General features: G+C 72.3%; 24 protein-coding genes and 1 riboswitch. Of the genes, 21 read left to right on the top strand and 3 right to left on the bottom strand.

Features of this window, described 5'->3' with window-relative positions; genetic code table 11:
* The 15 genes from ACFQ2D_RS16800 to ACFQ2D_RS16730 form a co-directional block, all read left to right on the top strand.
* On the top strand, positions 1-2,317 hold a 2,317-nt coding region (locus ACFQ2D_RS16800; protein ID WP_386795712.1), incomplete at its 5' end, for a YadA family autotransporter adhesin.
* Positions 2,318-2,488: 171 nt separating this feature from the next.
* On the top strand, positions 2,489-4,420 hold the full coding sequence (locus ACFQ2D_RS16795) for a S8 family serine peptidase (protein WP_280941542.1): 1,932 nt from the start codon (positions 2,489-2,491) through the stop codon (positions 4,418-4,420).
* 182 nt (positions 4,421-4,602) lie between these two features.
* A complete protein-coding gene (gene gspE / locus ACFQ2D_RS16790) occupies positions 4,603-6,330 on the top strand; it encodes a type II secretion system ATPase GspE (RefSeq protein WP_386795725.1) in 1,728 nt (575 codons plus the stop codon).
* A gap of 85 nt (positions 6,331-6,415) precedes the next feature.
* Positions 6,416-7,630, top strand: coding sequence for a type II secretion system protein XpsF (gene xpsF / locus ACFQ2D_RS16785; RefSeq protein ID WP_280941544.1), 1,215 nt, complete (start codon positions 6,416-6,418; stop codon positions 7,628-7,630).
* 106 nt (positions 7,631-7,736) lie between these two features.
* Positions 7,737-8,252: a type II secretion system major pseudopilin GspG gene (gene gspG, locus ACFQ2D_RS16780; protein ID WP_342457116.1), complete on the top strand. Its 516-nt coding sequence runs from the start codon at positions 7,737-7,739 to the stop codon at positions 8,250-8,252.
* A gap of 33 nt (positions 8,253-8,285) precedes the next feature.
* Positions 8,286-8,759: a type II secretion system protein XpsH gene (xpsH, locus tag ACFQ2D_RS16775; RefSeq protein WP_280941604.1), complete on the top strand. Its 474-nt coding sequence runs from the start codon at positions 8,286-8,288 to the stop codon at positions 8,757-8,759.
* Complete coding sequence (gene xpsI, locus ACFQ2D_RS16770; RefSeq protein WP_280941545.1) at positions 8,756-9,220, top strand: type II secretion system protein XpsI; 465 nt, start codon at positions 8,756-8,758, stop codon at positions 9,218-9,220. Before xpsH ends, xpsI begins: the two co-directional genes overlap by 4 nt.
* A gap of 476 nt (positions 9,221-9,696) precedes the next feature.
* Positions 9,697-10,338 carry a prepilin-type N-terminal cleavage/methylation domain-containing protein gene (locus tag ACFQ2D_RS16765; protein WP_280941605.1) on the top strand — a complete coding sequence of 214 codons (642 nt, stop codon included), beginning with the start codon at positions 9,697-9,699 and terminating at the stop codon, positions 10,336-10,338.
* Positions 10,335-11,198 (top strand): type II secretion system minor pseudopilin, encoded by an 864-nt coding sequence (locus ACFQ2D_RS16760; RefSeq protein WP_280941546.1) that lies wholly within the window; start codon positions 10,335-10,337, stop codon positions 11,196-11,198. The genes ACFQ2D_RS16765 and ACFQ2D_RS16760 overlap by 4 nt, the downstream gene beginning before the upstream one ends.
* A gap of 20 nt (positions 11,199-11,218) precedes the next feature.
* The gene (locus ACFQ2D_RS16755; protein ID WP_280941547.1) at positions 11,219-12,376 is read left to right on the top strand and encodes a PilN domain-containing protein; all 1,158 of its coding nucleotides are present in this window, start codon (positions 11,219-11,221) and stop codon (positions 12,374-12,376) included.
* On the top strand, positions 12,357-12,974 hold the full coding sequence (gspM, locus tag ACFQ2D_RS16750; RefSeq protein ID WP_280941548.1) for a type II secretion system protein GspM: 618 nt from the start codon (positions 12,357-12,359) through the stop codon (positions 12,972-12,974). Before ACFQ2D_RS16755 ends, gspM begins: the two co-directional genes overlap by 20 nt.
* Entirely contained in the window at positions 12,964-13,791 is an 828-nt protein-coding gene (locus ACFQ2D_RS16745; RefSeq protein WP_280941549.1) for a hypothetical protein, read from the top strand. Before gspM ends, ACFQ2D_RS16745 begins: the two co-directional genes overlap by 11 nt.
* A 9-nt stretch (positions 13,792-13,800) precedes the next feature.
* The gene (gspD, locus tag ACFQ2D_RS16740; RefSeq protein WP_280941550.1) at positions 13,801-16,038 is read left to right on the top strand and encodes a type II secretion system secretin GspD; all 2,238 of its coding nucleotides are present in this window, start codon (positions 13,801-13,803) and stop codon (positions 16,036-16,038) included.
* A 28-nt stretch (positions 16,039-16,066) separates the two neighbouring features.
* On the top strand, positions 16,067-16,939 hold the full coding sequence (locus ACFQ2D_RS16735; RefSeq protein WP_280941551.1) for a glycosyltransferase family 2 protein: 873 nt from the start codon (positions 16,067-16,069) through the stop codon (positions 16,937-16,939).
* On the top strand, positions 16,936-17,781 hold the full coding sequence (locus ACFQ2D_RS16730; protein WP_280941552.1) for a glycosyltransferase family 2 protein: 846 nt from the start codon (positions 16,936-16,938) through the stop codon (positions 17,779-17,781). The genes ACFQ2D_RS16735 and ACFQ2D_RS16730 overlap by 4 nt, the downstream gene beginning before the upstream one ends.
* A 1-nt stretch (position 17,782) precedes the next feature.
* Here the strand turns inward: ACFQ2D_RS16730 and pyrF are convergent, their stop codons facing one another.
* Genes pyrF through ettA form a run of 3 tightly spaced genes read right to left on the bottom strand, consistent with a single transcriptional unit; the run spans position 17,783 to position 21,046 of the window.
* Positions 17,783-18,610 (bottom strand): orotidine-5'-phosphate decarboxylase, encoded by an 828-nt coding sequence (pyrF, locus tag ACFQ2D_RS16725; RefSeq protein ID WP_280941553.1) that lies wholly within the window; start codon positions 18,608-18,610, stop codon positions 17,783-17,785.
* Positions 18,607-19,365 (bottom strand): type I methionyl aminopeptidase, encoded by a 759-nt coding sequence (gene map, locus ACFQ2D_RS16720; RefSeq protein WP_280941554.1) that lies wholly within the window; start codon positions 19,363-19,365, stop codon positions 18,607-18,609. Before map ends, pyrF begins: the two co-directional genes overlap by 4 nt.
* 16 nt (positions 19,366-19,381) lie before the next feature.
* Positions 19,382-21,046, bottom strand: coding sequence for an energy-dependent translational throttle protein EttA (ettA, locus tag ACFQ2D_RS16715; RefSeq protein ID WP_280941555.1), 1,665 nt, complete (start codon positions 21,044-21,046; stop codon positions 19,382-19,384).
* A 236-nt stretch (positions 21,047-21,282) separates the two neighbouring features.
* Between ettA and ACFQ2D_RS16710 the strand changes: the two genes are divergently transcribed.
* The 6 genes from ACFQ2D_RS16710 (at position 21,283) to ACFQ2D_RS16685 (ending at position 26,716) form a co-directional block, all read left to right on the top strand.
* Positions 21,283-21,762 (top strand): RcnB family protein, encoded by a 480-nt coding sequence (locus ACFQ2D_RS16710; RefSeq protein WP_280941556.1) that lies wholly within the window; start codon positions 21,283-21,285, stop codon positions 21,760-21,762.
* Positions 21,763-21,892: 130 nt separating this feature from the next.
* A complete protein-coding gene (glyA, locus tag ACFQ2D_RS16705) occupies positions 21,893-23,161 on the top strand; it encodes a serine hydroxymethyltransferase (protein WP_280941557.1) in 1,269 nt (422 codons plus the stop codon).
* Between the two features lie 43 nt (positions 23,162-23,204).
* A complete protein-coding gene (gene nrdR / locus ACFQ2D_RS16700) occupies positions 23,205-23,738 on the top strand; it encodes a transcriptional regulator NrdR (RefSeq protein WP_280941558.1) in 534 nt (177 codons plus the stop codon).
* Between the two features lie 115 nt (positions 23,739-23,853).
* Complete coding sequence (gene ribD, locus ACFQ2D_RS16695; RefSeq protein ID WP_280941606.1) at positions 23,854-24,918, top strand: bifunctional diaminohydroxyphosphoribosylaminopyrimidine deaminase/5-amino-6-(5-phosphoribosylamino)uracil reductase RibD; 1,065 nt, start codon at positions 23,854-23,856, stop codon at positions 24,916-24,918.
* 41 nt (positions 24,919-24,959) lie between these two features.
* Positions 24,960-25,712, top strand: a complete 753-nt coding sequence (locus ACFQ2D_RS16690) for a class I SAM-dependent methyltransferase (protein WP_280941559.1) — start codon at positions 24,960-24,962, stop codon at positions 25,710-25,712.
* Entirely contained in the window at positions 25,709-26,716 is a 1,008-nt protein-coding gene (locus ACFQ2D_RS16685; RefSeq protein ID WP_280941560.1) for a Gfo/Idh/MocA family protein, read from the top strand. Before ACFQ2D_RS16690 ends, ACFQ2D_RS16685 begins: the two co-directional genes overlap by 4 nt.
* 37 nt (positions 26,717-26,753) lie before the next feature.
* Positions 26,754-26,917, top strand: a riboswitch (FMN riboswitch).
* Positions 26,918-26,954: the final 37 nt, after the last annotated feature.

The raw sequence follows: 26,954 nt of genomic DNA, 5'->3' as shown, positions 1-26,954 counted from the left end.
CGGCCAGAACGCGACGGCGTCGGGCTACAACGCGACGGCGACGGCGGACAGCGCGACGGCGGTGGGCGGCAGCCTGTACTACGAGGATCCGGACACGGGGGAGGTGCTGCTGGACCAGACCACGACGGCGTCGGAAGTGGGCGCGAGCGCGTTCGGTGCCGGTGCGCAGGCCAACGGTGCGTTCAGCACCGCGACCGGCGCGGCGGCGAGCGCCGACGGGTTGCAGGCTACTGCGATCGGCTACAGCAGCGTCGCCTCGGGCCTGGCCGCGACCGGCCTGGGCGGCTTCTCCGAGGCCACGGGCGACTTCTCCACCGCACTGGGCTACGGCGCCGCGGCGAGCAACACCCGCACCACCGCGGTCGGCATCTCGGCCGACGCCAGCGGCGTCAACGCCACGGCGGTGGGCAACACCGCGACCGCCAGCGGCAGTGCTTCGTCCGCGCTGGGCACCGGCGCGAGCGCCACGGCACTGAACACGACCGCCCTGGGCGGCTCGTCGCGTGCCAGTGCCGACAACGCCACCGCCATCGGCCAGCTGTCCTGGGCCACGGCGGCCGGCGGCACGGCGATCGGCCGCGACGCCTACGTGTACGGCGCGGGCGTCAACGCCACGGCGATCGGCCTGAGCGCCTGGGCCAACGGCGCGAGCAGCGTGGCGCTGGGTGCGGGTTCGCGCGCGACCGAGGCGAACGTGGTCTCGGTGGGCAACGGCACCGGCGGCACGCATCCGGCCACCCGCCGGATCGTCAACGTCAGCGACGGCGTCGCCGCGAGCGACGCGGCCACGGTCGGCCAGCTGGAAGCAGCGACCGAGCACACCCGCTACTTCGCCGCGAGCGGCGGCGTCGACAGCGACAATGCGGCCTACGTGGAGGGCGAGTACGCCACGGCGTCGGGCGAATCCGCCACGGCGGTGGGCGAGGGTGCCTCGGCCTACGGCAGCGGTGCATTCGCCCTGGCCGACCAGGCCACCGCGGTGGGCTTCAACGCCTCCGCCAGCGGGCAGTACGCGGTGGCGCTCGGCACCTCGGCGACCGCGGTCGGCGACGGTGCGGTGGTGCTGGGTCCGAACGGCGTGGCCTGGGGCTCCGCGGCGGTCGCCGTGGGCTCGGGGGCAACCGCCAACGGCGTGTTCTCCACGGCGGTCGGCGCGTTCAGCAACGCGGTGGGCGTGACCAGCGTGGCGGTGGGCCGCAACGCGGTGGCGGTGTCGAACTTCGCTTCGGCCTTCGGCGCGGGCGCGTCGGCCACAGCCGAGAACAGCGTGGCGCTGGGCCAGGGTTCGGTGGCCGACGAGGCCAACAGCGTCTCGGTGGGCAGCGAGGGCAGCGAACGCCGCATCACCAACGTCGCCGACGGCCGCGTGGTCGCGGGTGGCACCGACGCGGTGACGGGCGGCCAGCTCTATGGCGCGCTCGACAGCACGGCGCAGATCCTGGGCGGCGGTTCCGAGGTCACGGCCTTCGGCACGCTCTCGGCACCGGCCTACATGATCCAGGGCAGCACCTACTTCAGCGTCGGCGATGCCTTCGGTGCGGTGGACGCCCAGATCAGCGTGCTCGACAGCCGTCTGACCGCGCTGGAAGGCGGAACCACCTCCGCGACCGGCCAGTCGTCGACGGCCTCCACCGGCCGCCGCCTGGGCGGCGACGCGACGCCGGACGTGACGACCCCGCAGGTGTCCGACGGCGCTGGCGCGGGGACCAGCACCGGGACCCCGGCCACGGGCAACGCGACGGCGGTGGCCGTCGGCCAGGGCGCCACGGCAACCCAGCCGACCGCGACCGCGATCGGCGACGGGGCGACCGCCACCGCCGCCAACTCGGTCGCGCTGGGCCAGGGCTCGGTGGCGGACCGCGCCAACACCGTCTCGGTGGGCAGCGTGGGCAACGAGCGCCAGGTGACCAACGTGGCGGCCGGCACCCAGGCGACCGACGCGGTGAACGTCGCCCAGCTCGAGTCCACCGCGACCCAGGCCGTGGCGACCGCCAACGCCTACACCGACGCGAAGTTCGACGCCTGGTCCGACAGCTTCCAGGCCTACCAGACCGAGCTCGAGCGGCGCTTCACCGACCAGGACCGCCGCATCGACCGGCAGGGCGCGATGGGCGCGGCGATGCTGAACATGGCCACGAGCGCCGCCGGCATCCGCACCCAGAACCGCGTCGGCGTCGGCGTCGGCTTCCAGGGCGGCGAAAGCGCGCTGTCGCTGGGCTACCAGCGTGCGATCAGCGAACGCGCGACCCTGACCATCGGCGGCGCGTTCAGCGGCGACGAGAAGTCGGTGGGCGTGGGCGCGGGCTTCGGCTGGTAAGGGTCCGGGCGGGGGCGCCAGCCCCCGCCCGCACGGATACGGCCCTGCGGTGCGCAGCGCGCATCCGTCAGCCGCGGGGCGCTCCAGGTTGAGACGGCAATCGCGGCGCGTGCGGAGGATCCGTCCGCGTCGTCCCATGCGAGTTGATCCATTTCGTCGAGAGGGCATCACATGAGCAAGCGCAACATCCTTCCCTGCACCCTGGCCGTCGCGGTCATCGCCGCCATTGGCGCCACCGGCGCAACCGCCGCCAAGAAGCCGAAGTTCGGCACGGACACGGCCAGCCTGTCGGCCGCCCTCGGCGAGCAGGAAGTCTTCCGCCGTTTCGTGGTGCAGTACCGCGACGGCACGCGCGAGAAGGCGGACCGCAGCGCCGGCGTGGCCACGTTCGGCCGTGCGCTGTCGCGCTCGGGCCTGGCCAAGACCCGCGCGGCCAATGCCAGCCACCTGCGCACGCTCCGCAACGGCCAGCAGCTGATCAAGCTCTCGCGCGGACTCGACCGCGTCGAGGCCGAGGCGCTGGTGCGCCAGCTCCAGGCCGATCCGAACGTGGTCTCGGTGCGCGCCGACCGCCTGCGCCAGATCGCCCGCTCCGCCGAGCGCCTGCCCGACGTGCAGCCGGCGTACATCCCCAACGATCCGGATTTCATCGAGTACCAGTGGCACATGCTGGCGCCCGACGGCACCGCGACCTTCGACGGCGGGCCCAACCGCGGCGGTGCCAACGTACCGGCGGCCTGGGACCTGGCCGACGGCACGGGCGTCACCATCGCCGTACTCGATACCGGCATCACCGCGCATCCGGACGTGGACACCTCGTTCGCCGACGCCGGCTACGATTTCATCTCCGACGCCTTCGTGTCCGGTCGCGAGACCGACGACCGCGTGCCCGGAGGCTGGGACCTGGGCGACTGGACCATCGGCTATCCGGGCGCCGAAACCTGCCAGCAGCGCAACAGCTCGTGGCATGGCACCCACGTCGCCAGCACCGCCGGCGCGCAGGCGACCGACAACGGCGTCGGCATGACCGGCATCGCCTACAACGCCAATGTCGTCCCGGTCCGCGTGCTGGGCCACTGCGGCGGCTACGATACCGACATCGCCGACGCGATCGTGTGGGCGGCGGGCGGCGAGGTCGACGGCGTGCCGACGAACCCGAACCCGGCCCACGTCATCAACCTCAGCCTCGGTGGCGCGGGTGCCTGTACCGCCTACGAGGCCGACGCGATCGCGCAGGCCAACGCCCTGGGCGCGGTGGTGGTGGTCGCCGCCGGCAACCAGAACGCGAACACCTCGGGTTACTCGCCGGGCAACTGCCCGGGCGTGATCACGGTCGCCTCGAACGGCGTCACCAGCCGCCGCGCCTACTACTCCAACTACGGCGACGGCATCGAGATCTCCGCGCCGGGCGGCGGCGTGTACGCGAACGACGGCAGCGGCGGCGCGCAGATCTTCGACGGCTTCGTCTGGCAGGCGCGCAACCCGAGCACCACCACGCCGACTCCCCTGGCCGATATCAGCCCGGTCACGGCGTACGGCGGTTCGGCGGGCACCTCGCAGGCCGCGCCGCACGTGGCCGGCGTGGTCGCCCTCATGCAGGGCGCGCGCCTGGATGCCGGCCTGCCGCTGCTGACGCCGACGGAAGTGCTGGACATCCTCCAGGACACCGCGACCGCGTTCACCGTGGCGCCCTCGGCCTCGCAGCCGATCGGCCCCGGCATCGTCAATGCCGCGGCCGCCGTGGCCAAGGCGATCGAGCCGCCGTGCGAGGTCGACTGCGCGCCGGATGCGACTCCGATCGCCAACGGCGTGGCCGTCAGCGGGCTGTCCGGTGGCGCCGGCAGCGAGACGCTCTACAGCCTCACCGTCCCGGCCGGCGCGCGCGGTCCGCTGAGCATCACCACCACCGGCGGCAGCGGTGACGTGAACCTGCTGGTGAGCTTCGAGGAAGAGCCCACCGACGCCGATGCGGACTTCCGTTCGGCGCGTCCGGGCAACAACGAGACGGTGCGGATCAACGCACCGCAGGCGGGCACGTACTACATCAAGCTGGTCGGCGCCCGCGCCTACAGCAACGTGCGCCTGCAGGCCCGCCACAACTGAGCGTCCTGCGCCAACAGGAGCCCCGGCCATGCCGGGGCTCTTTTTTTTGGGTGACCCGGCGTTGCGCCGGCAGCGGCGCCGATCCTGAACCCGGTGCCGGGCGGTCGCCTTCGGGCAGGGACGGCGCAGAGGGTGCAAGCTGCTAAAGTCGTGGCCCCCGACGGATGCCGAACGTGAACGCGATCCCCGACCTTCCCGTCAGCGAGTCCGTGGCGCAGGACGCGGAGGACCGCATCGTCGCCGCGCTGCTCGAACGCCAGCAGCTCAAGGAAGTCGACCTCGCGCGCGCGCGCCGCCTGCAGGAGGAAACCGGCGGTGCCCTGTTGCCGCTGCTCTCGCGGCTGGGACTGGTGTCCGAGCGCGACCACGCCGAGGCCTGCGCCAGCGCGCTGGGCCTGCGCCTGCTCGGTGCGCGCGACATGCCCGCCGAGCCGCCGGAACTGCCCGATGCGCCGCCGTTGAGCGCGCGCTTCCTGCGCCAGTTCCACCTGTGCCCGATCGGCGAGCAGGGTGGACGGCTGGTGCTGTGGATGGCCGACCCGCAGGACGCTTACGCGCTGGAGGCGGTGCGCCTGGCGACCGGCCGCGACGCCGAGCCCGTGGTCGGCCTGCGTTCGGAGATCGACGACCTGATCGAGCGCTGGCATGGCCAGGGCCGCAGCGCGATGGGCGCGATCGTCGAGACCGCGGACGGCGAGGGCGGTGCCGACATGGACGACGTCGAGCACCTGCGAGACCTCGCCAGCGAAGCGCCGGTGATCCGGCTGGTCAACCTCGTCATCCAGCGCGCGGTCGAGCTGCGCGCCTCGGACATCCACATCGAACCGTTCGAGAACCGGCTCAAGGTGCGCTATCGCATCGACGGCGTGCTGGAGGAGGGCGAGAGTCCGCCGGCCAACCTCACCGCGGCGGTGATCAGCCGCATCAAGATCATGGCCAGGCTCAACATCGCCGAGCGCCGCCTGCCGCAGGACGGCCGCATCATGCTGCGCGTGCAGGGCAAGGAACTCGACCTGCGCGTGAGCACGGTGCCGACCGCGCACGGCGAAAGCGTGGTGATGCGCCTGCTCGACCGCGGCACGGTGGTGTTCGACTTCGAGCGGCTGGGCTTCACCGGCGACTTCCTGCCCGCGTTCCAGCGCGTACTCGAGCAGCCGCACGGGATCCTGCTGGTCACCGGACCCACCGGCTCGGGCAAGACCACCACGCTCTACACCGCGCTCTCCAAGCTCAACACGCCCGACGTCAAGATCATCACCGTCGAGGACCCGGTCGAATACCAGATCGAGGGCATCAACCAGATCCAGGCGCGGCCGCAGATCGGCCTGGATTTCGCCAACGCCCTGCGCAGCATCGTGCGCCAGGACCCGGACATCATCATGATCGGCGAGATGCGCGACCTCGAGACCGCGCGCATCGCGATCCAGTCCGCGCTCACCGGCCACCTGGTGCTGAGCACGCTGCACACCAACAACGCCGCGGGCGGCATCACCCGCATGCTCGACATGGGCGTGGAGGACTACCTGCTGACCTCGACGGTCAACGGCATCCTCGCCCAGCGCCTGGTGCGCCGGCTCGAGCCCACCCATGCGGAGAAGTACCCGGCTTCGCCGGAGGAGATCGAGAAGTTCGGCCTGCGCCGCTTCCAGCCCGAAGGCGAGATCTTCCTGTACCGCCCGCGTGGCTCGTCCATCGCCCCGACCGGCTACCTCGGCCGCACCACGATCGTCGAATTCCTGGTGATGAACGACGAGCTGCGGCGCGCGGTGATGCGCCACGCCGGCATGGGCGAGATCGAACAGCTCGCGCGCCAGAACGGGATGCGCACCATGTACGAGGATGGCCTCGCCAAGGCCCTGGCCGGCGTGACCACGATCGAGGAAGTGCTGCGGGTGACGGAGGAGGCATGAGCCAGTCCGCGCCGCAGCAGCCGGTCGCGCGGTGGCGCGATGGAACCGCGCCCGCCGTCGCCGACCGCGGAGGCCACGCCCGCTGATGGCGCTGTACCGCTACAAGGCGCTCAATACCCGCGGCGAGACGCTGGAAGGCCAGATGGAGGCGGCCAGCGATGCCGAGGTGGCGCTGCGCCTGCAGGAGCAGGGACACCTGCCGGTCGAGGCGCGGCTGGCCAGCGAAGGGGGCGGCGGGTCCTGGCGCGCCCTGCTGCGGTCCAAGCCCTTCGCCGGGCAGCGGCTGGTGCAGTTCACCCAGCAACTGGCGACCCTGCTCGGTGCCGGGCAGCCGCTGGATCGTGCGCTGACCATCCTGCTGGAGCTGCCGGAAGAGCCCGCGGCCAAGCGCACGGTCTCGGAGGTCCGCGACGCGGTACGCGGCGGCAGCACGCTGTCCGGCGCGCTGGAGCGCCAGCACGGCACGTTCTCGCGGCTGTACATCAACATGGTGCGCGCCGGCGAAGCCGGCGGCAGCCTGGAGGAAACCCTGCAGCGACTGGCCGACTACCTCGAGCGCAGCCGCCTGCTGCGCGGGCGCGTGGTCAACGCGCTGATCTATCCGGTGATCCTGCTGGTGATGGTCGGCCTGTCGATGATGTTCCTGCTCGGCTACGTGGTGCCGCAGTTCGCGGCGATGTACGAAAGCCTGGACGCGCCGCTGCCGCTGTTCACGAAGATCGTGCTGGCGCTGGGCATGTTCGTGCGCGACTGGTGGATCGTGCTGGTCGCGGTGCCGGCGCTGGCGCTGTGGTGGCTGGACCGGCGACTGCGCAATCCCGCCTTCCGCGCGCGCTTCGATGCCTGGATACTGAGGCAGAAGCTCGTGGGCCCGATGCTGGCGCGGCTGGAGACCGCCCGCCTGGCGCGGACCCTCGGCACCCTGCTGCGCAACGGCGTGCCGTTGATGTCCGCGCTCGGGATCGGCCGCACCGTGGTCGGGAACCGGGTGCTGGCGGCCGATGTCGAAGCTGCGGCGGAGGATGTGAAGAACGGCGTCGGCCTGTCGGCCGCGCTGGGCAAGGGCCGGCGTTTTCCGCGACTGGCGCTGCAGATGGTGCAGGTGGGCGAGGAGTCGGGCGCGCTGGACGCCATGCTGCTCAAGACCGCCGACACCTTCGAGCAGGAAACAGGCCAGGCGCTGGACCGCATGCTGGCCGCGCTGGTGCCGGCGGTGACGATGGTGCTGGCGCTGGTGGTGATGGCGGTGATCCTGGCCGTGCTGGTGCCGGTCTACGACCTCACCAGCGTGATCGGATAAGACCGCAACCGGTCGTGGGCCGCAGAATTCGGCAAGACTCGAGGAGAAGGACATGCTGGGACATCGACGTTTTCAAGCGCGCGGCGCGGTGCGGTGCGGGGTGGGCATGGGCGCGAGCCCCGCTGGCGCGGCGGCGTCCCGTTCATCGCGGCGGACCGGCCTGGCGCGCGGGCGATTCGCTGGCGTCGGCCGTGGCGACGGCGCCACTGGCGGGGCGTCGTCCGGTTCCTCGCAGCGCGGCTTCAGCCTGATCGAGATCATCCTCGTGGTGGTGCTGATCGGCGGCATCGTCGCGTTCGCGGCCACGCGCATCCTCGGCGGCGGCGATCGCGCGCGCGTCAACCTCGCGCGTGCGCAGGTGCAGACGATCGCCGACAAGGTGAGCCAGTTCGAGATGGATACCGGCACGCTGCCGGCGTCGCTGGACCAGCTGGTCACCCAGCCCGGCGACGCGGTCGGCTGGCTGGGGCCGTACGCCAAGGCCGCAGAACTGCGCGATCCCTGGAACACCCCGCTCGAGTACCGTGCGCCGGGCGACGGCCGTCCCTACGACATCGTCAGCTACGGCGCCGACCGCAAGCCCGGCGGCGACAGCGTCGATGCGGACATCCGCAACGACTGAGCCGGGGCAGCGGCCGCGACGGTGAGCGGGTCGATGCCGCGCGAGGCGCGCCGCGCTGCGCCGCAGCGCGGCATGACCCTGCTCGAAATCCTGCTGGTGATGGCGTTGATCGGCGCCACCGGCGTGCTGGCCGCGGGCGTGCTCACCGGCGGGTTCGACCGCATGGAGTTGCGCTCCACCGCGCGCGAGGTGGCCGCGCAGCTGCGCTTCGCGCGCACGCGCGCCATCGCCACCGGCACCACGCAGCGCTTCACCATCGATCCGGCCGCGCGTGCCTGGCAGGGCGCCGAAGGCAATGCCGGCGAGATCGGGCGCTCGCTCGACGTGCAGTTCACCGGTGCCCGCGAAGTGCAGCCGGACGAAGGCGTGGGTGCGATCGTGTTTTTCCCCGACGGTGCCTCGACCGGAGGCCGGATACAGCTGCGCATGCGCGATGCGGCCTGGAACATCGACGTGGCCTGGCTGACCGGCGAAGTCTCGCTGCGTCGCGGCGAGGTGCAGCGATGAGTCTGCACAGCCGTGGGCGGGGGCGCGGCCCGGGAGGGCCCCGGGCTGACCAGCGCGGCTATTCGCTGCTGGAGATCATCGTTGCATTCGCGGTGCTCGGGCTCGCCCTGAGCCTGCTGCTGGGCACGCTCTCGGGTGGTACGCGCCAGGTACGCTGGGCCGCCGACAGCGGGCGTGCCGTGCTGCATGCGCAATCGCTGCTCGACGAGGTGGGCGTCGGCGAAGTGCTGGTCCCGGGGCGCCGGGATGGCGAGTTCGAGGGCGGTCGCTATCGCTGGGTGCTGGACGTGGCGCCCTACGTCGATCGCGAGCGTCCGCCCGGACAGCCGGCCGACCCCTATGCGCCGCAGCTGCTGCAGCTGCGCCTGGTGGTGAGCTGGGGCGAAGGCGGCCCGCGCGAGCGCCTGCAGGTCGATACCCTGCGCCTGGTGCAGCCCGATCCCTCGGGGCTGTCGGGATGAGGGGGGCGGGCTGCGGAGTCCTGCGGTGGGCTGTTCGGGCCGCCGGGATCTTCGACTCCGTGCGTGGCGGATCGCTTGGGGCGGGTTCTGGTCGTGGGCGGTTCACCGGCGTCAGCCGTGGCGACGGCATTACTCCCGTTGCGGCGGGAGTTCGCCTGCGGCGGGGCGATAGCCTCGCTGGCAGCAAGGCGGTGGGATACGCGCGGAGGGATGGCCATGGCGGCGGGCGATTCATTGGTGCCGGCGGTGGCGACGGCCTCACTTCCGTTGCGGCGGAAGTCCGCTCGCGGCGCGGCGACGGCCTCACTATCGACAGGGCGGTTGGATATTCGCAGCGGCAATGCCGTCGCGGCTGGCTATTCACTGATGTCAGCCGTGGCGACGGCCTCACTATCGACAAGGCGGTTGGATATTCGCAGCGGCAATGCCGTCGCGGCGGGCTATTCACTGATGTCAGCCGTGGCGACGGCCTCACTATCGACAAGGCGGTTGGATATTCGCAGCGCGGCTTCACCCTGATCGAGATACTGCTGGCCACCACCCTGCTGGCGCTCGGCCTCGCGCTCGCCTTCGCCACCCTGCGCGCGTCCACCGCGACGGTGGAGCGGGGCGAGGCGATCGCCGCACGCAGCGAACGCATGCGTGCGGTCGACGGCTTCCTGCGCCGGCGGCTGGCCTCGGCGGCGCCGATCGCATTCGCGATCGACGAGGACAGCGGTCGCATGGTGCGCTTCATCGGCGAACCCGAACGCATCCGCTTCGTCGCCGACCTGCCCAACTACCTGGGCCGTGGCGGGCCGCACCTGCACGATCTGGCCGTGCTCGATGCGGGGGACGGCGCGCGGCTGGCGGTGTCGTTTGCGATGGTGGCCAGCGGCACGACCATCGAGGATCGCCAGGCGCGCCCGCCCGAGACCCTGGTGCCGGACCTGGCGCAGGCGCGCTTCCGCTACCGCGGCCTCGGCGAGGACGGGCTGCTCGGCGAGTGGACCGACAGCTGGGAGCAGGTCGACACGCTGCCGCTGCAGGTGTCGGTGGAACTGGCCAGCCGCAGCGGCGGCAGCTGGCCGCCGCTGGTGGTGATGCTGCCGCAGCGCATGGGCGGGGTGGTGCCGTGAACCGGCCCTGTCACGCGTCGCGCGGCGCGGCGCTGATCCTGGTGCTGTGGCTGACCGCCCTGCTGGCGGCGCTGATCGGCGCCTTCGCGATGACCGCGCGCACCGAATACCTGCAGGGCCGCACCCTGGGCAGCGGCCTGGTCGCCGCCCAGGCCGCGCGCGCCGGACTCGAATACGCGGCCACGCGCGTGTCGCTGCCCGATCCGCGCCTGCAGTGGCTGGCCGACGGCCGGCCCTACCGCTGGCGCCTGGGCGATGCCGAGGTGGAGGTGCGTATCGTCGACGAGTCCGGCAAGCTCGATCTCAACGCCGCCGAAGCCGCCAGCCTGGCCGCGCTGATCCGTGTCGCCGGCGCCGAGCCGCAGCAGGCCGAGGCGCTGGCGGCGGCGATCGTCGACTGGCGCGACACCGACGACATGACCCAGGCCCAGGGGGGCGCCGAAGACCCGCAGTACGCCGCCGCGGGCCTGGCCTGGGGCGCCAAGGACGCGCCCTTCGAAACCGTGGCCGAGGTCGAGCAGGTACTGGGCATGACCCCTGCGCTGTACGCGCGCCTGGCGCCGCACCTGACCATCTTCAGCGGCTTGCCGATGGCCGATCCGCGCTTCGCCACGCCCGAAGTGCTGCAGTCGATGGGCATCGACGCGGCTCCGGTGCTGGCCGCCCGTGAACGCCCCCCGCAGCCGGGCGAGGCCTCGTTCGTGGGCGCCGGCAGCGGCACGTATAGTATCGACAGCCATGCGCGGCTCCGGGACGGGCGCGAATCCGTCCTGCGCACCGTCATCCGGCTGGGGCCCAGTGGCGTGCCCGGATCTGCATTCACCGTCATGAGATGGGAGGAAGGCGCGTCGCCGCGATGATGGCCGTCGTCGAACAATCCGTGGAGTCCCGCTCCGGCCTGCGCGGCGGACTGCGTCGCGTCGAGGGTTCGCTGCGCCCGCGCCTGCGCGGCTTCCGGCAGTGGTGGACGCGATCGCTGGCGGCCTGGCTGCCGGCCCGGATGCGCGACCTGTTCGGCCTCTCGCCGCAGCGGCTGCTGCTGCAGCCGGCCGAAGGCGGGCTGCAGCTCGCGCTCTGGCGCGGCGAGCAGGTGCGCACGCTGGCGCACGTGCCGCTGCCGCCCGAGGTCGAACAGGTCGATCCGCTGGGGCGGCTGCTGGCGCCCTCGATGGCGCGGGTGCCGCGCTGGCTGCTGTTGCCAGGCAGCGCGGTGCTGCGCCGGCGCCTGACCCTGCCCGCCGCGGCCGGCGACAGGCTGCGCGAGGTGCTGGGCTTCGAGATCGACCGGCAGACGCCGTTCACCGCGGCCGACGTCAGCTACGACGCGCGCCCGCTGGGCCGGCGCGGCGACCAGCTCGAGGCGGAACTGGTGGTGGTGCCGCGCGCCACGCTGTCGGCGGCACTGGCCGCGCTGGGGCCGCTGGCGCCCACCCTCGCCGGCGTCGACGTGGCCGAGGCCGACGGCAGCCCGCTGGGCGTGAACCTCGCCAGCGGCGCCGCGCGCCGGCGCGACGATCCTTCGCGGGGGCGCAACCTGATCCTGCTGCTGGTCGCGCTGCTGGCGCTGGCGGCGGGCATGTGGCAGATGCTGGCCAATCGCGAGGCGGCCGCCGATTTCTTCGCCGCGCAGGTGGAGGCGGAAGTCGAGCGCGCGCGCAGCGCCTCGCTCGAGCGCCGCCAGCTGGTGGACCTGATCGAAGGTGGCGCCTTCCTGCGCGCCGCGCGCGCCGGGCGACCGACCATGGTCGAGGTGATGGACGAACTCGCGCGGCGGCTGCCCGACGACACCTACCTGGAGAAGCTCTCGGTCGAGGGCGACCGCATCCTGCTGATCGGTCTCAGTCGCGAGGCGTCCGCCCTCGTCGCGCGGCTGCAGGGATCGACCCTGTGGTCCGAGCCGACCCTGGCCGGCGCGCTGCAGCCCGACCCGCGCACGCGCATGGACCGCTTCACCCTGACCGCCACGTTGAACGTGGCCGACGCGCGCCCGGCCGCGCGGCCCGCCACGGGAGGACCGGATGCAGCCGGAGGTCACTAGCCGCGACCGCTGGCTGGCACTGGCGATCCTCGCCGCGGTGCTGGCGCTCGCCTACCTGCTGCTGGTGCATCCGTGGTGGACGGCGCCGATGCTGGAAACCAATGCCCGCATCGAAGGGTTGCGCGAGCGCGACCTGCGCGCGCGCACCGGGCTGCAGCAGGCGCCGGAGGTCCGCGAGCGGCTGGAGGCCGCGCGCGCCGCCGCCGGCAGCGCCCCCGGCTTCATGGCCGAGGGCAACGTGCAGCTGGCCACCTCGGCCCTGGTGCAGCGCCTGGAGCAGGCCGTGTCCCAGGCCAGCCCGGGCAACCGCAGTTGCGCGATCAGCAACCGCCAGCCGATGAACGACACGCGCGAGCAGCGCTTCCCGCGCGCCACCGTGCAGGTGCGCCTGACCTGCGGCAACGCCGAGCTGGCCGCGGTGCTGCATTCGCTCGAGAGCGGATCGCCGCGCCTGTTCGTCGACAACCTCAACGTGCTGGCCCAGCGCTACCAGTTCGGCGGCAACCAGGGCAGCAGCGGCGGGGGCGTGGACGCGAGTTTCGACCTCTACGGCTATCTGCAGCCGATCCCCGCGGCGGTGGCTGGCGATGCGCGCTGAGGACGTCGGCGCGCGCACCTGGCTGTGTGCCGGCCTGGCCGGGTGGGCGGTCTGCGTCTGGATCCTGGCCATGTTCGGCATGGGCGGCAGCATCGACCGGCTCCCCGACGATCCCTCGCTGCGCCAGCCGCTGCCCGAGCCGGCCGCGCCCGGCCAGGAGCGCCTGGGGCCGCTGGCGCAGTACGGCGACATCGCCGCGCGCCCGCTGTTCACCGACAACCGCCGGCCGCAGGCGTTCGTGATCGATCCGATGGGGGAAGCCGAAGGCCCGGCCAACGACTTCGACTACGTGCTGAGCAGCGTGCTGCGCACCCCCGGCCTGCAGATGGTCATCCTGCAGCCGTCCGAGGGCGGCGATCCGGTGCGGGTCAAGCTGGGCGACGCGCCCGGAACCGCGCCAGGCTGGGTGCTGCAGTCCGTCGAGGCGCGCCGCGCCGTGTTTGCCGGGCCGGAGGGCGAGCGCAGCCTCGACCTGCGCGTGTTCGACGGCAGCGGCGGACAGGCACCGACGCCGAGCGCCAACGCCGGGCGCAGCGGCGAGCGTGCCACCGAAGCCGCCACCCTGGCCGATGCCGACGGCATGCCCGGGCCGCGCCAGCGCACCGGGGGCGGGCCGGCGCCGTCGCGGCAGGCCATCGCCGAGGCGGACGCGGCCATGGGCGAGACCGCGTCGGCGGCCGCCGTGGACCAGGCCGCCCAGCGCCAGGCGGCGCAGGAGCAGGTCGAGATGATCCGCCGCCGCATCGAGGAACGCCGCGCCCGGCTGCGCCAGGAAGACCGGGCGCGCACCGGACAGCCCGCCAACGAGAACCAATAGACTGCGCCGATGACTCCACGATCCCTGTGCCAATCCGCCGTCGCGGCCTGCCTGTCCATGCTGCTGGCCGCCTGCGCCTCGATGCCGGCGCCCACCCTCTCGCGCGGACAGCAGCGTGCGCCCGCCCCGGCCGCGGCCGGCCAGACCGGCATCCAGGCCGAACCGCTGGAGGAAGACGAGGCGGGTCCGCGCGCGCAGATCCGGCGCGGCAGCGGCCAGGTGATCAACCAGGGGGTGGCCGCGAGTTCGCCGCCCAACCTCGGCGGCAGCACTGGCGAGGCCTCGTTCAACTTCGAGGGCGAGCCGCTGCACGCGGTGGTCAAGGCCATCCTCGGCGACATGCTGGGCCAGAACTACACCATCGCGCCGGGCGTGCAGGGCACCGTCACGCTGGCCACGCCGCGCACGGTCAGCCCGGCCCAGGCCTACGTGCTGCTCGAGCGCGCGCTGGCCGACAACAACGCGCGCATGGTCTACAGCGGCGGCATGTACCAGATCGTGCCGGCCGACGCGGCCCTGCCTTCGGGCACGGTGGCGCCGCGCACCGGCGGCGCGGAGGCCGCGCGCGGCTTCGAGGTGCGGGTGGTGCCGCTGCGCTACATCTCGGCCACCGAGATGGAGAAGGTGCTCGAACCCTACGCCCGGCCCAACGCCATCGTCTCGGTCGACAACGGCCGCAACACCATCACCGTGTCCGGCTCCCGCGTGGAGCTGGAGAACTACCTGCGCACGATCGAGATCTTCGACGTCGACTGGCTGTCGGGCATGTCGGTGGGCGTGTTCCCGCTGCAGAGCGGCAAGGCCACGCGGGTGGTGGCGGACCTTGAAAAGGTGTTCGGCGAGCAGAGCAAGTCGCCGGTGGCCGGCATGTTCCGCTTCATGCCGCTGGAAGGCGCCAACGCGGTGCTGGTGATCACCCCGCAGCCCGACTACCTCGACGACATCGGCGACTGGCTCGAGCGCATCGACAGCGCCGGCGCCGGCGCGCGGCTGTATTCGTACGAGCTCAAGTACATCCGCGCCCGCGACCTGGCGCAGCGCCTGGCCGAGGTGTTCGGCGGCAGTTCCGGCCGGTCCGGCGGCGGCGACGGTGGCCCCTCGCTGATGCCGGGCCTGACCTCGTCGACCATCGGCAGCGGCGTGGGCGGCGACGGCGCCAAGTTCGACGGCGGCGATTCGATGGGGTCGATGGACCAGGGCATGAACGGCACCGGCTCCGGCTCGGGGTCGGGCTCCGGCTCGGGCTTCGGCGGCGGCTCCCTGTCGCTCAACCAGGATCGCGGCGGCGCCAGCGGCGTCACCCTGGAGGTCGAGGGCGACCGCGTCGGCGTGTCCGCGCTGGACGAGACCAACGCCCTGCTGGTGCGGACCACGCCATCTGCGTGGAAGTCGATCAAGGAAGTGGTCGAGCGCCTGGACGTGATGCCGCTGCAGGTGCACATCGAGGCGCAGATCGCCGAGGTGGTGCTCGAAGGCGACCTGCGCTACGGCGTGAACTGGTTCTTCGAGCGTGCCGTCACCGATGCCGGCCTGCCGTCCGCGGTCGGCCGCACCACCTGGAGCGCGATCGCCGGCAACGTCACCGGTTCGGGTACCGGCAACGTGGGCAGCGGCCTGTCTTGGACCTTCCTCGGCCGCAATGCCGCCGCGATCATCAGCGCGCTGGACGAGGTGACCGACCTGCGCGTGCTGCAGTCGCCCTCGATCATGACCCGCAACAACGCCGAGGCCACGCTCAACGTCGGCAGCCGCATCCCGATCTCCACCGTGAGCGTCAATCCGATCCTCGGCAGCGACAACAGCTTCACCTCGGTCCAGTACCTGGAAACGGGCACGATCCTCAACGTGCGTCCGCGCGTGACCAGCGACGGCATGGTGTTCCTCGACATCGTCCAGGAGGTCAGCACGCCGGGCGACCAGGCCACCGCCGACGAGAACGGCAACGTGCGCATCGACACGCGCAAGATGAAGACCGAGGCCGCCGTGCGCAGCGGCGATACGGTGATGCTGGCCGGGCTGATCCGCGACCAGGTCGGGCGCGGCTCCGCGGGCTTCCCCGGGCTGAGCCGGATTCCCGTGCTGGGCGGCCTGTTCGGACGCCAGACCTCGAGCACCGCGCGCACCGAGGTGATCATCCTGCTGACCCCGACCATCATCCGCGACGTCAACGAGGCGCGCACCCTGACCGACGAGTACAGCCGCCGCTTCCGCGCGATGGAGCCGCTGCACCGGGCCCCGCGGGACTGACCGACCGTGCGGGCGTGTGGGGACGCGCATGGCTGAAACGCCAGTGGTGCTGCTGCCGGTGGGCAGCGACGACGACGCGCTCGATGCCTGCCTGGCCGCGCTCGACGCGGGCACGCCGCCTGGCACGCGCGTCTGGCTGGCCGACGACGCGCAGGCCGGACCGCGCGGGCTGGCGATCATCGAACGCTGGCTGGCGCGCACGCCGCTGCAGGCCGACTACACGCGTCGCGACCGGCGCGTGGGCGAGGTGGCGCACGTCGACCAGATGCTGGCGGCCTGCGGTGATGCCGATGCGATCGTGCTCGCTTCCGACGCGGTGCCTGCGCCGGGCTGGGCCACGCAGCTCGCGGCCTGCTTCGCGCGCGATGCCTCGATCGCCAGCGCCACGCCCTGGTGCAATGCCGGCGAAACCGCCGCGTGGCCGCGGATCGGCGAGATCGCGCCGATGCCGGCCGACCTCGGCCGCGTGGCGCGCGCCTGCGCCGACATGCCGCCGCTGCATCCGGAGCTGCCCGCCGCGGTGGCCCACGCCGTGCTGCTGCGCGGCAGCGCCCGGCGCAAGGCCGGCGGGCTGGACGCGGCCAGCTACGGTTCCTGGTACGCGGCGCTGATCGACCTGTGCCTGCGCCTGTCGGGCCTGGGCTGGCGCAACGTGCTGTGCGAGACGGCGTTCGTCGCCCGCGGCGGCGAGGGTGGGCCGGCGACGGGCGACATGGACGCGCTGGGCGCGCGCTGGCCGGCCTGGCATGCGCGCCTGGCGCACTACCTGATGGACGATCCGCTGCGGCAGGTGCGCGCGCAGCTCGAACAGCGCCATGCCGATGCCGGCGGGCCGCGCCTGCAGCACGAGCTGTTCCCGTCCGCCACCGATCCATCCCCGGACGTGGAGGACGCGCCATGAGCGCGACCGGTCCCGGCATCGCCGCGGTGGTGGTGAGCTACCAGAGCGAGGCCACCATCGACGAATGCCTGTCGCGCCTGCGCGCGGCCGAGGGCGTGGCCCAGGTCCGCATCGTCGACAACGGCTCGACCGACGCGACCCTCGCGGTGATCCAGCGCCATGCGTCGCTGGACGCGCGCCTGCACTTCATCGGCAATCCCGACAATCCCGGCTTCTCGGTGGCCTGCAACCAGGGGGCGCGCGACAGCGATGCGCCGTGGCTGGCCTTCGTCAACCCGGACTGCCTGCTCGAGCCCGACGCGCTGTCGCGGCTGCTGGCGCTGGCCATCGCGCTCGGCGGCGACTGCCTGCTGGGCGCCGACCTGGTCGACGAACACGACCAGCGCGACGCGGCCGCACGCCGCCGCGATCCTGCGCTGGCGGCGATGCTGCGCGACCGCGGCGCGCGCGATCCTGCGATCGCGCCCGACGACAGCCTCGCGCTGCAGCCGGTGGACGCGGTATCGGGCGCGCTGATGCTGGTGCCGCGCGCGCTGTTCGAGCGCATCGGCGGCTTCGACGAAGGCTACCGCCTGCACGCCGAGGACCTCGACCTGTGCCGTCGCGCGCGCCAGGCCGGCGCCACGGTCGCGGTGGCCAACCGGGTGCGGGTGCTGCACCTGCGCGGCGTCTCCAGCCGCTCGAGGCCGCTGTTCGTGGAGTGGCACAAGCACCGCGGCCTGTGGCGCTACTTCCGCCGCTTCGATGCCGCGCAGGTCGGCTGGTCGACCCGGCTGGCGGTGTGGCTGGCGATCTGGCTCCGCTTCCCGCTGGCCGCACTGCGGCAGTGGGCAAAGGCCTGAGCTAGCGCCGGGCCTGGCGGCAAAGGTTGACGGTATCGCGCAGGGCCCTGGCCGCTTCCGCCGCGGCCGCGGCGTAGTCCGGGCCGGACGATGCGTAGAGGATGCCGCGCGAGGAATTGATCATCAGCCCCGTGCCATCGGCGGTGGCGCCATGGCGCACCACGGCTTCCACATCGCCCCCTTGTGCGCCGATGCCGGGGATCAGCAGCGGCATGTCGCCGACGATGCCGCGGATCACGCCGAGCTCTTCCGGGAAGGTCGCGCCGAGCACCAGCCCGCAGTTGCCCGCGTCGTTCCAGTCGGCGGCGATGGCACGCGCGATGCGCTGGTACAGCGGCTCGCCGCCGACGTCGAGTTCCTGGAAATCGCGCGCGCCGGGGTTCGATGTGTGGCAGAGGAAGATGCAGCCGCGGTCGCCGCGGCGCAGGAACGGATCGGCCGAGTCGCGGCCCATGTAGGGGTTGAGCGTCACCGCATCGGCGCCGAAGCGATCGAAGGCCTCGGCCGCGTACTGCTCGGCGGTGCTGCCGATGTCGCCGCGCTTGGCGTCCAGCACCACCGGCACGTCCGGATGCGCGGCGGCGACGTGCGCGATCAGCCGCTGCAGCGCCTGCTCGCCGCCATTGTGCGCGGCGAAGTAGGCGATCTGCGGCTTGAAGGCGCAGGCGAACTCCGCCGTGGCGTCGACGATGTCGCGGCAGAACACGAACAGCGCGTCCGGCTCGTCGAGCAGGGTCTCCGGGAATCGCGCCGGATCGGGATCGAGGCCGACGCAGACCAGGCTGTCGGCCTCGCGCCAGCGGCTGCGGAGCTTGTCGACGAAGTTCATGCCTGCGCTCCCGGGGCCTGCGTCAGCACGATCGGCGCGCCGGCGGTCACCACCACGGTGTGTTCGAACTGCGCGCCGTGGCCGCGCCGGCAGCTCAGCGACCAGCCGTCGTCCGCTTCATCGACCTGGCTGCAGTGGGTCGACAGGAACGGTTCGACCGTGATCACCAGCCCCTCGTGCAGGCGCCGCGTATCGCACGGCACGTAGTGGCCGGGAATCTGGCCGGGCTCCTCGTGCAGCGCCCGGCCGACGCCGTGGCTGCCGAGGTTGCGGATCACCCGGAAGCCGCGGCGCGCGGCGACGGTCTCGATGTTGCGGCCGATTCCGCTCAGGCGTCCTCCCGCACGCAGCTGCGCGATCGCCGCATCGCGAGCCTCGCGGGTGGCGTCGATCAACCGCTGCTGCCGGGGCGTGGCCGGACCGACGACGAAGCTGGCGCCGGTATCGGCGAAGAATCCGTCGAGTTCGGCCGACACGTCGATGTTCACCAGGTCGCCGTCCCGCAGCACGGTGTCGTCGGGAATGCCGTGCGCCACCACCCGGTCGATGCTGATGCAGGTCGCACCGGGAAAGCCGTAGCTCAGCTGCGGCGCCGAGCGCGCTCCGGCGCGGCGCATCTGCTCCGCGCCGAAGGCGTCCAGCTCCCGAGACCGCACGCCGGGCACGGCCGCCTCGCGCATCGAGTCGAGGATCGACGCCACCAGCGCGCCCACGCGGCGCAGGCCCTCGAGTTCGCCCTGGTGTTCGATGGTCATGGCCGGCGCCTGCGCCTTACTTGAGCGCCTTGAAGCGCAGGCGCTTGGGACCCGCGTCGTCGCCGAGGCGGCGCTTCTTGTCTTCCTCGTACTCGCGGTAGTTGCCCTGGAAGAACTCCACGTGGCTGTCGCCCTCGAAGGCGAGGATGTGCGTGGCGATGCGGTCCAGGAACCAGCGGTCGTGCGAGATCACGAAGGCGTTGCCGGGGAACTCGAGCAGCGCGTCCTCGAGCGCGCGCAGCGTTTCGATGTCCAGGTCGTTCGATGGTTCGTCGAGCAGCAGCACGTTGCCGCCCTGGAGCAGGGTCTTGGCCATGTGCAGGCGGCCGCGTTCGCCACCCGAGAGCGAACCCACGCGCTTCTGCTGGTCCTGGCCCTTGAAGTTGAAGCGGCCGATGTAGGCGCGCGACTGGATCTCGATGCCGTTGATGTTGAGGATGTCCAGGCCGCCGGACACCTCCTCGAACACGGTCTTGTCGCCTTCGAGCTTGTCGCGGCTCTGGTCGACGTAGGCCAGCTGCACCGTCGGGCCCATCTCGATCGTGCCCGAGTCCGGCTTCTCCTGCCCGGTGATCATCTTGAACAGCGTCGACTTGCCCGCGCCGTTGGGGCCGATGATGCCGACGATCGCGCCGGCCGGGACCATGAAGCTCAGGTCGTCGATCAGCAGGCGGTCGCCGAAGCGCTTGCTGACGTTCTTGAACTCCACCACCTTGTTGCCGAGGCGCTCGCCCGGCGGGATGAAGATCTCGTTGGTCTCGTTGCGCTTCTGGTAGTCGACCGACTGCAGCTCCTCGATGCGCGCCAGGCGCGCCTTGCCCTTGGAGCGGCCGCCCTTGGCGTTCTGCCGCGCCCACTCCAGCTCCTTCTGGATCGCCTTCTGGCGGGCCTTTTCCTGGTTCTCTTCCTGCTTGAGCCGCTCTTCCTTCTGCTGCAGCCACTCGGTGTAGTTGCCCTTCCACGGAATGCCGCGGCCGCGGTCGAGCTCGAGGATCCACTCGGCGGCGTTGTCGAGGAAGTAGCGATCGTGCGTCACCGCCACCACGGTGCCGGTGTAGCGGGCCAGGAACTGCTCCAGCCATTCCACCGACTCGGCGTCGAGGTGGTTGGTGGGTTCGTCGAGCAGCAGCATGTCGGGCTTCTGCAGCAGCAGGCGGCACAGCGCGACGCGGCGCTTCTCGCCGCCGGAGAGCTTGCCGATCTTCGCGTCCCACGGCGGCAGGCGCAGCGCGTCGGCGGCGACTTCCAGCTGGTTCTCCAGGGTGTGGGCGTCGCCGGCGGCGAGGATCGCCTCCAGCCGCTCCTGCTCCTTGGCCAGCGCATCGAAGTCCGCGCCTTCCTCGGCATAGGCGGCGTAGACCTCGTCCAGCCGCGCCTGGGCCTGCAGCACCTCGCCCACGCCTTCCTCGACCGCCTCGCGCACGGTCTTCTCCGGATCCAGCTGCGGCTCCTGCTCCAGGTAGCCGACCTTGGTGCCGGGCTGCGGGCGGGCCTCGCCCTCGAAGTCCTGGTCGACGCCGGCCATGATCCGGAGCACGGTCGACTTGCCGGCGCCGTTCAGGCCCAGCAGGCCGATCTTGGCGCCCGGGAAGAAGCTCAGCGAGATGTCCTTGATGATCTGCCGCTTGGGCGGCACGACCTTGGACACGCGATTCATGGTGTAGATGTACTGCGACGACATGGGGGCTCCGGGTTGCGCGCGGCCAGGACCCGCACCAGGGGCGCGGACCGGCGGGATCGAACGGGATCGGGGGATTATAGCGCCGCGCCGCCCGGCGGTCCGGGCTGAGCCACTGTTAAACGCAGGTGAGCACGGGGTCGCGGCCGGCTGTCGCAGGGCGGGGCCGTTCAGCCACGCCGGCCGATATTCTGTCCACGCCGCCCGGCGCAGGGCGGCCCGGATCGTGGAGGACACGCATGAATCGGACACTGAAGTGGGGAACCGCCCTGATCCTGGCGCTGGCCGCGGCCGCCGCCCCGACCATCGCCATGGCGGACAGTCACCGCGGCGGGCACTACGGCCATCGCGACCACGACCGCCGCGGCCATGACCGCCACGAGCGCCGCTGGGACGACCGCAATCATCGCCGCGACCGCCACTACGCCGGGCGCGACCACCGCTACAGCCGGGACCACCGCTACAGCCGCGCCCCGGTGGTCGTGCACCACCGGCCGGTGGTCCGCCACTATCCCGCGCCGCGCCACGTCGCGCCCCCGCGCTGGGCGCGCGGCCACTACGTCCACCACTACGACCGTCCGCTCTACGTCGTGCACGACTACCGCCCCTACGGCCTGCGCCATCCGCCGCGTGGCCATCGATGGATGCGCGATGACCGCGGCGACCTGATCCTCGTCGCCATCGCCACCGGCGTGATCGTGGACCTGCTGCTGCGCTGACCGCACGGCGGCCCGTCGTCTGGAAACGCGCCCCGCCGGGGCGCGTTTTCGTTGGGGCCGGCCATGCGGCCCGCCGCGGCGCGGCCGGGCGGGTACAATCGCGGGGTCCGCCACCGACCCTGGAGCCCAGATGTTTCCGCGTGCCGACCGCCTCGAAGGCTACGACCCCGAACTCGCCGCGGCCATCGCCGCCGAGGTCCGGCGCCAGGAAGACCACGTCGAGCTGATCGCCTCGGAAAACTACTGCAGCCCGCGGGTGATGGAGGCGCAGGGCAGCCAGCTGACCAACAAGTACGCCGAAGGCTACCCGGGCAAGCGCTATTACGGTGGCTGCGAGTACGTCGACGTGGCCGAGCAGCTGGCCATCGACCGCCTCAGGCAGCTGTTCGGCGCCGACTACGCCAACGTGCAGCCGCATTCGGGCTCGCAGGCCAACCAGGCGGTGTACTTCGCGCTGCTGCAGCCGGGCGACACCATCCTCGGCATGTCGCTGGCCCATGGCGGCCACCTGACCCATGGGGCCAAGGTCAACGCGTCGGGCAAGCTGTTCAACGCCATCCAGTACGGAGTGAACGGCGACGGCCTGATCGACTACGACGAGGTCGAGAAGCTGGCGCTCGAGCACAAGCCGAAGATGGTCGTGGCCGGCTTCTCGGCCTATTCGCAGAAGATCGACTGGGCGCGCTTCCGCGCCATCGCCGACAAGGTCGGCGCCTGGCTGTTCGTGGACATGGCCCACGTCGCCGGCCTGGTGGCCGCGGGCGTCTATCCCAACCCCGTGCCGCACGCGCACGTGGTCACGTCGACCACCCACAAGACCCTGCGCGGACCGCGCGGCGGCATCATCGTGGCCTCGAAGGAAGGCGCCGGCGAGCAGTTCGACGACATCGCCAAGAAGCTGCAGTCGATCGTCTTCCCGGGCATCCAGGGCGGTCCGCTGATGCACGTGATCGCGGCCAAGGCGGTGGCCTTCAAGGAGGCGCTGGAGCCGGAGTTCAAGGCCTACCAGCAGCAGGTGGTGAGAAACGCGCAGGCGATGGCGAAGACCATCATCGCGCGCGGCTACAAGATCGTGTCCGGCGGTACCGAGAACCACCTGATGCTGGTGGACATGATCGGCAAGGACGTCAGCGGCAAGGACGCGGAAGAGGCGCTGGGCAAGGCCCACATCACCGTGAACAAGAACTCGGTGCCCAACGACCCGCGCAAGCCCTTCGTGACCTCGGGACTGCGCATCGGCACGCCGGCGGTCACCACCCGCGGCTACGGCGAGCAGGACTGCGTGGACCTGGCCAACTGGATCTGCGACGTGCTCGACGCACCGCAGGACGAGTCGGTTCTGGCGCGGGTGCGCGAGGCCGTCACCGCCCAGTGCCGCCGCTTCCCGGTGTATGGCTGAGCGCGTCGCCCGCGCCAGGTCCTTGTTCGACTGAGGCCGCCTGATGCACTGTCCCTTCTGCCAGCACCAGGACACCAAGGTCATCGACTCGCGCGCGTCCGACGACGGCGCGACGATCCGCCGCCGCCGCGAGTGCGAAGCCTGCGGCGAGCGCTTCAGCACGCTGGAGACGATCGAGCTCAAGCTGCCGGTGATCATCAAGGGCGACGGCCGCCGCGAACCCTTCGACGCGCGCAAGCTGCGGGTGAGCATGGACCGCGCGCTGCACAAGAGGCCGGTGTCCGAGGAACAGATCGAAGCGGCCGTGCGCGCGGTGGTGCACCAGCTGCGCCGGACCACCGAGCGCGAGCTGCCGTCGCGACGGGTGGGCGAGTTCGTGATCGCCGAGCTGCGCAAGCTCGACCATGTCGGCTTCGTGCGCTTCGCCTCGGTCTACCGTTCGTTCGAGGACATCACCGACTTCCGCGAGGAGCTCGACCGGCTGGAGCGCGAGCTGCCGGGCGAAGGCCAGCTGCCGCTGCTGGGCGGCGACGTGGTGCCGTTCGGCAAGCCCGGCGGCAAGGGCCGCAAGCGCTGATGCGCGGAGGGTTCCCGCGCCACGGACGCCGTCGCGGCGGTGCACGCACCGCGCCGCCCGTCCGCGCCCCGCAAGGCGCGCGTCCGTGAACGGATTCAGCGCCATCGACCACGCGATGATGGCGCGTGCGCTGCGCCTGGCCGCGCGCGGCGCCTGGACCACCAAGCCCAATCCGATGGTCGGCTGCGTGATCGCGCACGGCGAGGAGGTGGTGGGCGAGGGCTGGCACCAGCGCCAGGGCGGGCCGCATGCCGAGGTGTTCGCGCTGCAGGCCGCCGGCGCCCGCGCCCGCGGCGCGACTGCCTACGTCACCCTGGAACCCTGCAACCACACCGGCCGCACCGGCCCCTGCGCGGCCGCGCTGCTCGAGGCCGGCGTGGCCCGGGTGGTGGGCGCGATGCGCGACCCGTTCCCGCAGGTCGACGGCGCCGGCTTCGCGCGCCTGCGCGAGGCCGGGGTCGTGGTGGAGTCCGGGCTGATGGAGGCCCAGGCGCGCGCGCTCAACCTCGGCTTCCTCTCGCGCATCGAGCGCGGACGGCCCTGGGTGCGGGTCAAGCTGGCCTGCAGCCTGGACGGCCGCACCGCGATGGCCAGCGGCGAATCGAAGTGGATCACCGGCGAGGCCGCGCGTGCCGACGTGATGCGCTGGCGTGCGCGCGCCGGGGCGATCCTCACCGGCGCCGGCACGGTGCTGGTGGACGACCCCTCGCTCACCGTGCGCCTCGATCCCCCGCAGGAGTTCGTCGCGCCGCTGAGGGTGGTGCTCGATCCGGGCCTGGCCACGATCGCCCGCGGCAAGGTCCGCGAGGGCGACGCGCCCACGCTGTACCTCCATGCTCCGGACATCAAGCCGCCGCGCGAGCTGTCGGCCGAGCGCGCGCACGTGCCGGTCAAGGGCGGCATGTTCGACCTGCCGGCGGTGCTGGCGCTGCTGGCGCAGCGTGGCGTGAACGAGGTCCACGTGGAGGCCGGCGCGACCCTGGCGGGCGCGCTGCTGGGCGCGGGCCTGGTCGACGAACTGCTGCTCTACGTGGCGCCGGTGGTGCTGGGCGACAAGGCGCGTCCGCTGTTCGCCGGGCTGGATATCGCCAGCATGGCGCAGAGCCTGCGCATGAGCATCGTCGACCAGCGCCAGCTGGGCGTGGACCTGCGCCTGCGCATGCGGCCGGCGACGGCCTGAGCGCGACCGCTGGCCGGACTGTCCCGCTGGAGGCGACCGCATTGACCCAGGCGCCGTCCAAGGACCACTTCTCCGCGCTGGCCGCCACCTATGCCCAGGCGCGGCCGGGGTATCCGCAGGCGCTGTTCGACTGGATCGCGGCCCAGGCGCCCGCCCGTGAACTGGCCTGGGAGCCGGCCTGCGGCAGCGGACAGGCCACGCGCGGACTGGCGACGCGCTTCGGTGCCGTCCACGCCAGCGACGCCAGCGCCGAGCAGGTCGCGCAGGCGCAGGCACCGGCCAACGTGCGTTTCGTGGTCGAGCCGGCCGAGCGCTGCTCGCTGGCCGACGTCAGCGCCGACGTCGCCTGCGTCGCCCAGGCACTGCACTGGTTCGACATCCCGGCGTTCTTCGTCGAGTGCGCGCGGGTGCTGCGTCCGCGCGGCCTGCTGGTGGCCTGGACCTACGACGACCTGCGCGTGGACGACGCGCTGGAGCCGGCGGTGGACGCGTTCCGCAGCGAGATCCGTTCGTGGTGGCCACCCGAGCGCGAACTGGTGGGCGCGGGCTATGCCCGGTTCGACTGGCCGTTCGAGCCGGTCGCGGTCCCGCGCTTCACGCTCGAGGCCGACTGGCCGCTGGCGCGCCTGCTCGGCTATTTCTCCAGCTATTCGGCCACGCGCCGCTGCCGCGAGGCGACGGGCAGCGATCCCGTCGCCAGCCATGCCGGGTCTATCGCCGCGGCCTGGGGCGACCCGGACGCCACGCGCCGGCTGCGCTGGCCGCTATCCGTGCACGCGCGGAGGAAGCCGTGACCGGCTGGGGCATCATCGGCTGCGGCGACGTCACCGAGGTCAAGAGCGGCCCGGCGCTGCAGCAGGCCACGGATTCGAGCCTGGTGGCGGTAATGCGGCGCGATGCGGCCAAGGCCGCGGACTACGCGCGCCGGCACGGCGTGCCACGCTGGTACGACGACGCGCGCGCGCTGATCGAGGATCCGGGCGTGGACATCGTCTATGTCGCCACGCCGCCTTCCACCCACGCGCAGTACGCCATCGCCGCGCTGCGGGCCGGCAAGCCGGTGTACGTGGAAAAGCCCATGGCGCGCACCTCGGACGAATGCGAGGCGATGCTGGCGGCCAGCCGCGCGGCCGGCCTGCCGCTGTTCGTGGCCTATTACCGGCGCGCGCTGCCGCGTTTCCTCAAGGTGCGCGAGCTGCTGCTGGCGGGTGCGATCGGGGAGCCACGGCGGGTGCGGACCGTGCTGCACCGCGTGCTCGATCCCGCCTGGGCCAGTGCGCCTGAACTGCCCTGGCGGGTCCGTCCCGAGGTGTCGGGCGGTGGCCTGTTCGTGGACCTGGGCAGCCACACCCTCGACCTGCTGGATTTCCTGCTCGGACCGCTGAAGGCGGTGGACGGGCAGGCGCGCTCGGTGTCGGGCGCCTATCCGGCCGAGGACCAGGTGCGCATGCGCTTCGCCTGCGGCGGGGTGGCCGGCGACGGAGAATGGGATTTCTGCAGCGACGCGCGCCGGGACCTGGTCGAGATCGAGGGCGACGCCGGCCGGCTGCGCTTCGCCAGCTTCGACGAGCAGCCGGTCGTGCTGGAGAACGCCGCGGGACGCCGGCGGTTCGACATTCCCCATCCGCCGCATATCCAGCGCCCGCTGGTGGAGACCGTGCTGGCGCAGCTGCGCGGGCAGGGCGCCTGCCCCTCGACCGGCGAGAGCGCGCTGCGCACCAGCCGGGTGATCGACGCGGTCCTGCGCGATTACCGCAACGCAGCGTCCGCCGCCGGGCGGAGCGGGGCGCTGGGGTAGAATGGGCGCCGGCCGGCTACCCGGCCGACACAATCTGAAACGTCTTCGGGGCGGGGTGCAATTCCCCACCGGCGGTAGGCGGCAGCCCGCGAGGGTCGGCCGCGAGCCCGCGAGCGCCAGCGCGGCTTCGCCCGCGCAGGGTCAGCAGATCCGGTCCGATGCCGGAGCCGACGGTCACAGTCCGGATGAGAGGAGACGGCCATGCGCGGCGCCCAGTCGTGCGTGCGTATGCGCCCCG

Source organism: Luteimonas composti (assembly GCF_042678665.1).
GTDB lineage: Bacteria > Pseudomonadota > Gammaproteobacteria > Xanthomonadales > Xanthomonadaceae > Luteimonas > Luteimonas composti.
The sequence above is the reverse complement of the archived record's forward strand: the minus strand, read 5'-3'. Positions and strand labels throughout refer to the sequence as shown.

Excerpts from the sequence above, each read along its gene's own strand:
- gspG (WP_342457116.1), top strand. The coding sequence starts at position 7,737 with ATGGGCGCGAGCCCCGCTGGCGCGGCGGCGTCCCGTTCATCGCGGCGG.
- ACFQ2D_RS16795 (WP_280941542.1), top strand. The coding sequence starts at position 2,489 with ATGAGCAAGCGCAACATCCTTCCCTGCACCCTGGCCGTCGCGGTCATC.
- ribD (WP_280941606.1), top strand. The coding sequence starts at position 23,854 with ATGATGGCGCGTGCGCTGCGCCTGGCCGCGCGCGGCGCCTGGACCACC.
- ACFQ2D_RS16730 (WP_280941552.1), top strand. The coding sequence starts at position 16,936 with ATGAGCGCGACCGGTCCCGGCATCGCCGCGGTGGTGGTGAGCTACCAG.
- xpsI (WP_280941545.1), top strand. The coding sequence starts at position 8,756 with ATGAGTCTGCACAGCCGTGGGCGGGGGCGCGGCCCGGGAGGGCCCCGG.
- glyA (WP_280941557.1), top strand. The coding sequence starts at position 21,893 with ATGTTTCCGCGTGCCGACCGCCTCGAAGGCTACGACCCCGAACTCGCC.
- ettA (WP_280941555.1), bottom strand. The coding sequence starts at position 21,046 with ATGTCGTCGCAGTACATCTACACCATGAATCGCGTGTCCAAGGTCGTG.
- xpsH (WP_280941604.1), top strand. The coding sequence starts at position 8,286 with ATGCCGCGCGAGGCGCGCCGCGCTGCGCCGCAGCGCGGCATGACCCTG.
- pyrF (WP_280941553.1), bottom strand. The coding sequence starts at position 18,610 with ATGAACTTCGTCGACAAGCTCCGCAGCCGCTGGCGCGAGGCCGACAGC.
- nrdR (WP_280941558.1), top strand. The coding sequence starts at position 23,205 with ATGCACTGTCCCTTCTGCCAGCACCAGGACACCAAGGTCATCGACTCG.
- map (WP_280941554.1), bottom strand. The coding sequence starts at position 19,365 with ATGACCATCGAACACCAGGGCGAACTCGAGGGCCTGCGCCGCGTGGGC.
- ACFQ2D_RS16735 (WP_280941551.1), top strand. The coding sequence starts at position 16,067 with ATGGCTGAAACGCCAGTGGTGCTGCTGCCGGTGGGCAGCGACGACGAC.
- ACFQ2D_RS16710 (WP_280941556.1), top strand. The coding sequence starts at position 21,283 with ATGAATCGGACACTGAAGTGGGGAACCGCCCTGATCCTGGCGCTGGCC.
- gspD (WP_280941550.1), top strand. The coding sequence starts at position 13,801 with ATGACTCCACGATCCCTGTGCCAATCCGCCGTCGCGGCCTGCCTGTCC.
- ACFQ2D_RS16745 (WP_280941549.1), top strand. The coding sequence starts at position 12,964 with ATGCGCGCTGAGGACGTCGGCGCGCGCACCTGGCTGTGTGCCGGCCTG.
- gspM (WP_280941548.1), top strand. The coding sequence starts at position 12,357 with ATGCAGCCGGAGGTCACTAGCCGCGACCGCTGGCTGGCACTGGCGATC.
- xpsF (WP_280941544.1), top strand. The coding sequence starts at position 6,416 with ATGGCGCTGTACCGCTACAAGGCGCTCAATACCCGCGGCGAGACGCTG.